The following is a 5,174-nucleotide window of genomic DNA, read 5'->3' as shown; positions in this document are numbered from 1 at the left end:
AATAATTTGGCACCTTCTTGTTCTTTCTCTTCGCCAGCAGTAGCTAGTAATCTTATCGTTCCTTGAGGCAATTGATTTTGTTCTTTTAATTCAATGAGTGTGATGACCAAAGCCATCAGACCGCCTTTCATATCCGTTGTGCCTCGACCGTATAATTTGCCAGCTTTTTCTGTGAGTTGAAAAGGGGGATAAGTCCAATTATCTTGATTTCCTGCATCAACAACATCCATATGACCACTCAATGCGAGTATAGGTGAGCCGTTACCGATTTCTGCAACGATATTGGCGCGGTGTTCATTAACTTTCAAAATTTCAGATTTAATATCGTACTTGTCGAATAAATCTTTTAAATAATTACAAACGTCTATTTCATTATTATTTTCAGTTTGTAGTTCAACAATATCTGCTAGTAATTGAATTTTTTCTTTTTCACTAAAAGTTGTCATTAAGCTCACACCTTTTCAAAGTAGTATATATATTTATATAAACATAATTTTTATTCTTAAACATAATTTAAAATGCAGAAAGTAGCGTGTTATTTGATTTCGTTCTATGAAATTAACTGTCTAGTATCAACGATCTTATTAACACTGATATCGGGTATGCTTAATTTTATAGTAAATTGTATGAGAAAGATGCAGGATATTATTTAGCTAATAATTATATATAAATTTCAAATCGATGGTTATTAACTACTAAATAAAAATATTTGCTAAATTAATGACTTTGTACACACATTATTTTTAAAGAGGATAAAGTATTTAATAATATTAACAAAATCATTTAATAAATAGTTAAATATATATTCTCTATTTTTGTGATATTATTCACATGTCGATACATATCAACAAATATCAATCATACGAAAGAAGGTTATAACAATGAAAAATAAAAAACGTGTTTTAATAGCGTCATCATTATCATGTGCAATTTTATTGTTATCAGCAGCAACGACTCAAGCAAATTCAGCTCATAAAGACTCGCAAGATCAAAATAAGAAAGAACATGTTGATAAGTCTCAACAAAAAGACAAACGTAATGTTACTAATAAAGATAAAAATTCAACAGTACCTGATGATATTGGGAAAAACGGTAAAATCACAAAACGAACTGAAACAGTATATGATGAGAAAACAAATATACTCCAAAATTTACAATTCGACTTTATCGATGATCCAACTTATGACAAGAATGTATTACTTGTTAAAAAACAAGGCTCAATTCATTCAAATTTAAAGTTTGAATCTCATAAAGAAGAAAAAAATTCAAATTGGTTAAAGTATCCAAGTGAGTACCATGTAGATTTTCAAGTAAAAAGAAATCGTAAAACTGAAATATTAGACCAATTGCCGAAAAATAAAATTTCAACTGCGAAAGTAGACAGTACATTTTCATATAGCTCAGGTGGTAAATTCGATTCAACGAAAGGTATTGGACGAACTTCATCAAATAGCTACTCCAAAACGATTAGTTATAATCAGCAAAATTATGACACAATTGCCAGCGGTAAAAATAATAACTGGCATGTACACTGGTCAGTTATTGCGAATGACTTGAAGTATGGTGGAGAAGTGAAAAATAGAAATGATGAATTATTATTCTATAGAAATACGAGAATTGCTACTGTAGAAAACCCTGAACTAAGCTTTGCTTCAAAATATAGATACCCAGCATTAGTAAGAAGTGGCTTTAATCCAGAATTTTTAACTTATTTATCTAATGAAAAGTCAAATGAGAAAACGCAATTTGAAGTAACATACACACGAAATCAAGATATTTTGAAAAACAGACCTGGAATACATTATGCACCTCCAATTTTAGAAAAAAATAAAGATGGTCAAAGGTTAATTGTCACTTATGAAGTTGATTGGAAAAATAAAACAGTTAAAGTCGTTGATAAATATTCTGATGACAATAAACCTTATAAAGAAGGATAATATTGAAAGGGCGGATTACTAATGATTAAACAATTATACAAAAACATCACAATTTGTAGTTTAGCAATATCTACTGCATTAACTGTATTTCCGGCAACTTCTTATGCAAAAATTAATTCTGAAATTAAAGCTGTTTCTGAGAAGAATCTTGATGGTGATACTAAAATGTATACACGTACAGCTACAACAAGTGATAGTCAAAAAAATATTACTCAAAGCTTACAATTTAATTTCTTAACTGAACCTAATTATGATAAAGAAACAGTATTTATTAAAGCAAAAGGTACAATTGGTAGTGGTTTGAGAATTTTAGACCCAAATGGTTATTGGAATAGTACATTAAGATGGCCTGGATCTTATTCAGTTTCAATTCAAAATGTTGATGACAACAACAATACAAATGTGACTGACTTTGCACCAAAAAATCAGGATGAATCAAGAGAAGTTAAATATACGTATGGTTATAAAACAGGTGGAGATTTTTCGATTAATCGTGGAGGCTTAACTGGAAATATTACAAAAGAGAGTAATTATTCAGAGACGATTAGTTATCAACAACCATCATATCGTACATTACTTGATCAATCTACGTCACATAAAGGTGTAGGTTGGAAAGTAGAAGCACATTTGATAAATAATATGGGACATGACCATACGAGACAATTAACTAATGATAGTGATAATAGAACTAAAAGTGAAATCTTTTCTTTAACACGAAATGGAAATTTATGGGCGAAAGATAATTTCACACCTAAAGACAAAATGCCTGTAACTGTGTCTGAAGGGTTTAATCCAGAATTTTTAGCTGTTATGTCACATGATAAAAAAGACAAAGGTAAATCACAATTTGTTGTTCATTATAAAAGATCAATGGATGAGTTTAAAATAGATTGGAATCGCCATGGTTTCTGGGGCTATTGGTCTGGTGAAAACCATGTAGATAAAAAAGAAGAAAAATTATCAGCATTATATGAAGTTGATTGGAAGACACATGATGTGAAGTTTGTAAAAGTACTTAATGATAATGAAAAGAAATAAGTAATAAAAGTTGCCTGCTACATAGAATGTAGTAGGTAACTTTTATTTATATTTGAGTAGATAGATTTATTATGATGTGCAGTGTATGAATCTTGTTTGAGTGTAGAGTAAAGACTTGTATTAATGAAAAATTAAAGTTGTTAAGATGATTTTATTAAAATGTAAGTCAATTCAAATTTTAACAATATAACTCGCTTCGTCCTTTTAGAACGAAGCGAGTTATTAGTTAGTTGAGCACTATTTACTATAGGCTTTGATTGGGGAATGATCTGAAAAATCATTGTAAACGTAGTAATATGGGAACGCATATACATCCCATGGCTTAGGTTTTTCAGTCACAACTTCATTGACTAATTGTTTTGGTTGTTTATGATCTTTATCTGTAAATATATAGTCTAAATGTTCTGGTTTACCATTAGGGTAATTATATTTCGCAATTGAATTTGATTGAGGGTCCCATGTGCTATTATGACCTGCATATAGAACATCATTTACATTCAAGTTTTTAAGCATATCTTTGAACTCTGGAGTGCCTTTATTAACATTAAGGTCGCCACCTATATATACCGTTTCATCTTTAGGGATATTTTTCTTTTTAACAAAGTCACTGATTTCTTTCATTTGTTCAGCTCTAATTTTTCGATCATGTCCAGCACCACAACGTGAATCTTCAGATTGTGTATGTGTACCGATAACGTGAACGTTCTTACCATTTTTCTCTATTTTTGTATAAACAAAGCCTTTGTTGCTATCATTATCGAATCCACAACCGCTTTTGAAAACATGCTGGATTTTTTCTTTAATAGGATATTTACTTACAATCGCTACGCCACCATCTTCAGCAACAGTTGATGAGTAGCTACCTTCAGTTTTGTCCCAACCTGATTGAGAACGACCGAGTACAGGTGTTTGGTAAGGATATTCTTTTTTCACATTACTTAATAATTTGTCTGATGCACCATTATCAAATGCTTCATTGAATATTACGACATCATTATTTTTAATATAAGAAGATTGTCCGATTAAATCAGCGCGTTTATATTGTCCCCAGTTTGGATACATAGAAACCTTGTAACAACAGTATTTATTGGGTTTGGATTCCCTAATGGGTCCCTAAATTACATACTTTCTAAAATTTTAGTTGTTTTTTTGTCCTCTTCATTAAATTTTTCTTCTAACAAATGAGAATACACAGATGTAGTTATTGCTATATTTTTATGACCTAATCTTTTAGAAATGTAATGTATAGATACACCTTTTGCTAGTAAATAAGAACAATGAGTGTGTCTTAATGCGTGCGATGTAATAATTGGTATATTATTGACTCTACAGGCTGATTTCAAAGCATTATTGATAGCATGAAGGTTAATTATAGATCCGCCTTCTTTGAAAATGTAACCATCATAGCTAATTGCAAATGTACTTATGACGTCCATAATGTGTTTCATATCAGATTTAGCGATACTGATATATCTAGGGGAAGTATTGGTTTTTCGCTCGTCAATAAATATAGTGTTTTTCACTTGGTTGATATGCTCAATCTTTATATTTCTTGCACCACTGACACGACAACCCGTACAAATCATTATGAATAGCGCTAATGATGAACGAGTTCTCTTCTTTCTGACGTGATCTTTTAGTATTTCATATTCAGTTACCGAGATGAATTTTTCTTGTTCTGACTTCGTAGGTTTTCCGGCTTTATAATTAACTTTATAAGCGGGGTTTTTAAAAATAAGTCCATCATATAATGCGTCATCTAAAGCTGACCGAATAGCACCGTTTGTTTTTCTTATAGTTTCTTTTGCGTGTTCTTTTGAATAGTCGTTTATGAATTTCTGATAAACTTGTCTATTTATCTTTGATAACTCCATTTTACCTATTTTATGTTTTTGTATATGTTGTAATGCATTTCTATAATGACGGTAGGTATTTTCTTTAACAACAGGTTGTTTATATGTTTTAATCCAATTTTCGAAGTATTCTTCAAGAGTTATATAGTTATCTATATTAAAACCACTTCTTAACTCATTTAACTTGTCTAGTCCAGCAGAATTAGCTTCACGCTTTGTTCTAAAACCTTTCTTACGGTATCTTTTTCCTTCATGCTTAAATTCATATTGCCATTTTTTACCATCGTAACAACGTGTTTTCATGCGTTCCCTCCTCAAAATTGGCAAAAAATAATAAGGGTAGGCG

4 protein-coding genes and 1 pseudogene are annotated in these 5,174 nt (G+C 30.7%); 2 read left to right on the top strand and 3 right to left on the bottom strand.

Features of this window, described 5'->3' with window-relative positions:
- Window positions 1-446 (bottom strand): M20/M25/M40 family metallo-hydrolase (locus tag IDG60_RS05620; protein WP_206160550.1); only part of this gene is annotated, 446 nt, incomplete at its 3' end.
- Window positions 447-881: 435 nt separating this feature from the next.
- Between IDG60_RS05620 and lukH the strand changes: the two genes are divergently transcribed.
- Together lukH and lukG are read left to right on the top strand one after the other, a co-directional pair.
- On the top strand, window positions 882-1,937 hold the full coding sequence (gene lukH, locus IDG60_RS05615; protein WP_000791411.1) for a bi-component leukocidin LukGH subunit H: 1,056 nt from the start codon (window positions 882-884) through the stop codon (window positions 1,935-1,937).
- Between the two features lie 21 nt (window positions 1,938-1,958).
- The gene (gene lukG / locus IDG60_RS05610) at window positions 1,959-2,975 is read left to right on the top strand and encodes a bi-component leukocidin LukGH subunit G (RefSeq protein WP_000595392.1); all 1,017 of its coding nucleotides are present in this window, start codon (window positions 1,959-1,961) and stop codon (window positions 2,973-2,975) included.
- Between the two features lie 237 nt (window positions 2,976-3,212).
- Here the strand turns inward: lukG and sph are convergent.
- Together sph and IDG60_RS05600 are read right to left on the bottom strand one after the other, a co-directional pair.
- A pseudogene (gene sph, locus IDG60_RS05605) lies at window positions 3,213-4,037 on the bottom strand (sphingomyelin phosphodiesterase); the annotation flags it as partial.
- 56 nt (window positions 4,038-4,093) lie between these two features.
- A complete protein-coding gene (locus IDG60_RS05600) occupies window positions 4,094-5,131 on the bottom strand; it encodes a tyrosine-type recombinase/integrase (RefSeq protein ID WP_000857191.1) in 1,038 nt (345 codons plus the stop codon).
- Between the last annotated feature and the right edge of the window lie 43 nt (window positions 5,132-5,174).

The organism is Staphylococcus sp. EG-SA-2 (assembly GCF_017152085.1).
Note: the sequence above shows the minus strand (reverse complement) of the source record. Positions and strands in the feature narration are given on the sequence as shown.

Bases quoted from the DNA above. Each gene is read 5' to 3' on its own strand.
- lukH (WP_000791411.1), top strand. From the start codon at position 882: ATGAAAAATAAAAAACGTGTTTTAATAGCGTCATCATTATCATGTGCA.
- lukG (WP_000595392.1), top strand. From the start codon at position 1,959: ATGATTAAACAATTATACAAAAACATCACAATTTGTAGTTTAGCAATA.
- IDG60_RS05600 (WP_000857191.1), bottom strand. From the start codon at position 5,131: ATGAAAACACGTTGTTACGATGGTAAAAAATGGCAATATGAATTTAAG.